The 4055-nt window shown below is 34.5% G+C and carries 5 protein-coding genes and 1 pseudogene; 4 read left to right on the top strand and 2 right to left on the bottom strand.

Going from position 1 to position 4055, the window contains the following annotated elements:
• A pseudogene (locus A9G25_RS11410) lies at positions 1–181 on the top strand (ribose-phosphate pyrophosphokinase); the annotation flags it as partial.
• 72 nt (positions 182–253) lie between these two features.
• The gene (gene pth, locus A9G25_RS11415; RefSeq protein WP_065626449.1) at positions 254–838 is read left to right on the top strand and encodes an aminoacyl-tRNA hydrolase; all 585 of its coding nucleotides are present in this window, start codon (positions 254–256) and stop codon (positions 836–838) included.
• 105 nt (positions 839–943) lie between these two features.
• Here pth and A9G25_RS11420 read toward each other — a convergent pair whose 3' ends face one another.
• Together A9G25_RS11420 and A9G25_RS11425 are read right to left on the bottom strand one after the other, a co-directional pair.
• Positions 944–1375 carry a DUF3597 domain-containing protein gene (locus tag A9G25_RS11420; protein ID WP_065626448.1) on the bottom strand — a complete coding sequence of 144 codons (432 nt, stop codon included), beginning with the start codon at positions 1373–1375 and terminating at the stop codon, positions 944–946.
• A 225-nt stretch (positions 1376–1600) separates the two neighbouring features.
• Positions 1601–2566 carry an IS30 family transposase gene (locus A9G25_RS11425; RefSeq protein WP_065627014.1) on the bottom strand — a complete coding sequence of 322 codons (966 nt, stop codon included), beginning with the start codon at positions 2564–2566 and terminating at the stop codon, positions 1601–1603.
• 282 nt (positions 2567–2848) lie between these two features.
• Between A9G25_RS11425 and focA the strand changes: the two genes are divergently transcribed.
• Together focA and A9G25_RS11435 are read left to right on the top strand one after the other, a co-directional pair.
• Complete coding sequence (gene focA, locus A9G25_RS11430; RefSeq protein ID WP_081297073.1) at positions 2849–3697, top strand: formate transporter FocA; 849 nt, start codon at positions 2849–2851, stop codon at positions 3695–3697.
• A 67-nt stretch (positions 3698–3764) separates the two neighbouring features.
• A partial coding sequence (locus tag A9G25_RS11435) for a pyruvate formate lyase family protein (RefSeq protein ID WP_081297254.1) occupies positions 3765–4055 on the top strand: 291 nt, incomplete at its 3' end.

Below are 4055 nucleotides of genomic sequence, written 5' to 3' on the forward strand. Positions count from 1 at the left end.
AGCAGTAAGTAACATTAAAAACTGTGCTATTGATGAAATTGTTGTTTGTGACACAATTCCATTAACGGCTGAAGTAAAAGCATTGAAAAATGTTCGCCAATTAACATTATCAGGTATGCTTGCTGAAGCAATTCGTCGAATTAGTAACGAAGAATCAATTTCAGCAATGTTCCATCAATAACCTATTTTATCATTGCTATAATGCCCCTTTTGGGGCATTTTTCTCGATAAAATCAGTGACAATAAAAATATTATGACAACGATAAAACTGATTGTAGGACTCGCCAATCCCGGAAATGAATATGCAGCAACAAGGCACAATGCAGGTGCGTGGTTTGTTGAGCAATTGGCTGAACGTTATAATCAATCATTAAAAAATGAACAAAAATTTTTTGGTTACACATCACGAATCAACATTTCAGGTCATGATGTACGTTTATTAGTTCCAACTACTTTCATGAATTTAAGTGGTAAAGCTGTTCAAGCTATGGCGACATTTTACCAAATAAAGCCAGAAGAGATCTTAGTTGCACATGATGAACTCGACTTAAATCCCGGAATAGCTAAACTTAAGTTTGGTGGTAGTCATGGTGGGCATAATGGGCTAAAAGATATTGCTAATAAATTAGGTAATAATTTAAATTTTTATCGGTTAAGAATTGGTATTGGACATCCTGGCGATAAAAATAAAGTTGTTGGTTATGTTTTAAATAAGCCATCTAAACCTGAACAGGAATTAATTGATAAAGCTATTGACGAATCTTTGCGTTGTACAGATATCTTATTGTCTGATGGAATAGACGTTGCAATGAACAAGTTACATGCTTTTAAAGCTTAGTTAATTTGTTGAATTTTTCAATAACGTAAAAATCGATAAATATCCACTTTAATAAAAAAATCCACCTAAAATATTAGGTGGATTTAATTGTCTTAACGTTTTCTTTTAAGAAAAAAGATGAGTTACATTACCACCTTTTTCAGCAATTTTTTTCATCACTTCTTTGATTAACCATGTATTCATTGCTGCGGTATCATCAGTATTGCCTGGATAATTCAGTTCTTTTGCTAAATTTCTCCGTGCATCTAAACTGCTATCTATACCTAATAATTTCAATAGGTCAACAATAGATGTTTTCCAGTTAAGTGTTTCAGGATGTTTTTTAGCTAAATTATCAAGAATAGAGGAAACATCAACATTAGTTGCGGATGCGCTTTGCTCTACTTTTTCTTGGACTTTCTCTGAACCACTCGATACTGTATTTTTAACAGATGTGGTGATATTTTCAACTTTATCCTTCACTGCATCAACAGCATTATCTACTTTTGTTTGAGCATTTGGAAATACTTTAGAAAAAATGTTATTTAAGATATTCATATTACATCTCCTTTAAATTTAAACTGCTTTAAAAAAACTGCTTAACGATATAGATGTAGAAAAGACCACATTCAATATAGCGCTTAAAAGAATGTAATGTCAAAATCCTTATGTATTAATAGCATTTTATGTATTACGATAAACTGTTTACCAAGATGCAAAACAATTATTTTAAATATTTTTCTAATATTAACTGAATTGATTGAGATTTCAGAAAAGAATTACCTAGATTACACCATGAAGTGCAATTCTTCTTAACTCCTTCGAATAAAAGGAGGCAGGGCTTTTAAACTTATGCCGTTTTCTTGGGCGTGTGTTCAATAGATATTGTATTTTCTTTATCTGTTCGTCGTCAACTAATGAAATGGCCGCTGACTTTGGTATAAACTGACGTATTAAGCCATTGGTGTTTTCATTTGTACCTCTTTGCCAGCTTTTATAAGGCTCCGCAAAGTATACGGTAGTATTTAAATAATGCTCAATCGCATGATGATAATTAAATTCCATCCCATTATCAAAGGTGATGCTTTTAACCATCTTTTTAAACGGCGTTAGCAATTTTATTATCATATCTTTCGTTTCGGAGGCGGTGCGTTGATTAAGGCGTCCAATGAGTACGAGTCCAGTTTTGCGCTCAACTAACGTCAACAATGCTTGCTTATCTTTACGGCTAATTATGGTATCGCCCTCCCAATGTCCTTGCGTTTTCCGACTTTCTACATAACTTGGACGTTGTTTAATTGACCGTTTATATCGGCGGTCTCCTTCTTTAATACTCGGTGCCTTGCAATGCCGATAAGCTTTGCCTTTTCGCCTTAGATAAGGCTTGAATTGTTCATAGCGCGCTTTATTTTGATAAAGGTAGTTATAGATTGATTGGACGCTGATTTTCTTTAAACGTGCAGCAATCTGCTCTGGGCTGTAATAAAGCATGAGGTATTTTTCAACTTGACGCCATACTAAAGACTCTATTGGCTTACCATTACCGCTGTTTTTTCGCCTTTTCCGAGCGAGTGTCACCGCCTCATGTGCTTGATAGGTTTGATTAGGTTTTGAGTTTCTTTTTATCTCTCGACTTATTGTCGAAGGATGTCTATTGAGTAGCTGGGCTATCTCTTTTTTATTCTTTCCGGCTTGTAATAATACGAAAATCTGGTATCTTTCCTTCCTAGAAAGGTGATTATAATACATAGCAATCTCCAAACTGTGGTGGTGCGAAGGTGCTAGTATAAATCACCTTTCTACTTTCTTCACTCCACCGTGTTTAAAATTGCACTTATTGCACTTCATGTTTGAATCCAGGGTTTTGGAGGTAAAAAAACAATATTTCCCTTAAATTTAAGTTATCACCAATGATTTTAATAGATAATAATTTTTTATTTTCAGAATTTTTTAATAAAAAAACGTGATCTACTCTGAATTTTGTGTATACTATGCGTCTCATAAAACCCTAGTTTTTTTGAGGATGTTAGTTTGAGTACCAATAAACTTGTGGATTCCTATTCCCCCGCACAAATGACCCAAATTGCTGAAGACCTTGGCAATTACAAAGTAAACAAACACCCATGTAGTACGATTTTATCCGCAATGCTTGCTGGTGTTTATATCTCTATCGCTTTCGTATTTTATATTACTGTAACAACTGGAACAGCAACCGTTGCTTTTGGTTTGGCAAAATTAGTCGGCGGTATTTGTTTCTCTTTAGGGCTTATGCTTGTTGTTTGTTGTGGTTCTGACTTATTTACTTCAACAGTATTGACCATTTTACCTAAAATGACCCATAAAATTGGCTGGACTAAAATGATTCGTAATTGGATTTTGGTCTATGTTGGTAACTTTATTGGTGCTATACTGTTTGTTACAGTTATTTGGTTTTCAGGCCAGTATATGGTAGCCAATGGTTTGTGGGGACTAAATATTTTACAAACCGCTGATCATAAATTACATCACACTTTTATTGAGGCAGTATGTCTTGGCTTTCTAGCTAATCTAATGGTCTGTTTGGCCGCCTGGTTGAGTTACGCTGGTCGTAGTTTACTTGATAAAATGCTAATTATGGTTTTACCTGTTGCGATGTTTGTTGCCAGCGGTTTTGAGCATAGTATTGCAAATATGTTTATGATTCCTATGGGCATTGTGATTAAGAACTTTGCTTCCCCTGAGTTTTGGCAAGCAGTTGGTGTATCGGCAGATGCCTTTAAAGAGCTAACTGTATCGCATTTTGTATTTAACAATTTAATTCCAGTTACAATTGGGAATATTTTAGGTGGTTTAGCTGTAGCACTACCTTATTGGGCTTTATATTTACGTAAGCCGCATTGATTTTATAATATTTACCCTCATATGTTATAGGGTAAATAGTTATTTTTGTAAACCTGAGGTGAAAATTATGAGTAATTTAAACGAAGTACAAGCAGCTGCTTGGAAAGGATTTAAAGATGGTGATTGGCAAAATAATGTTAATGTCCGCGATTTTATTCAAAAAAACTACACGCCATATGAGGGCGATGAGTCTTTCTTAGCTGGCGCAACTGAAGCCACAACTAAGTTATGGGATAAAGTAATGGAAGGCATTAAAATTGAAAATGCTACCCATGCCCCTGTGGATTTTGATACAAGTGTTATTTCGACAATTACTGCTCATGATGCAGGTTATATTGAAAAAGATTTAGAAAAAATT

Origin of the sequence: Gilliamella sp. Bif1-4 (assembly GCF_001690535.1) — a bacterium.
Lineage (GTDB): Bacteria > Pseudomonadota > Gammaproteobacteria > Enterobacterales > Orbaceae > Gilliamella > Gilliamella bombi.

Coding starts and splice junctions, on each gene's coding strand:
- pth (WP_065626449.1), top strand. CDS start 254: ATGACAACGATAAAACTGATTGTAGGACTCGCCAATCCCGGAAATGAA.
- A9G25_RS11425 (WP_065627014.1), bottom strand. CDS start 2,566: ATGTATTATAATCACCTTTCTAGGAAGGAAAGATACCAGATTTTCGTA.
- A9G25_RS11420 (WP_065626448.1), bottom strand. CDS start 1,375: ATGAATATCTTAAATAACATTTTTTCTAAAGTATTTCCAAATGCTCAA.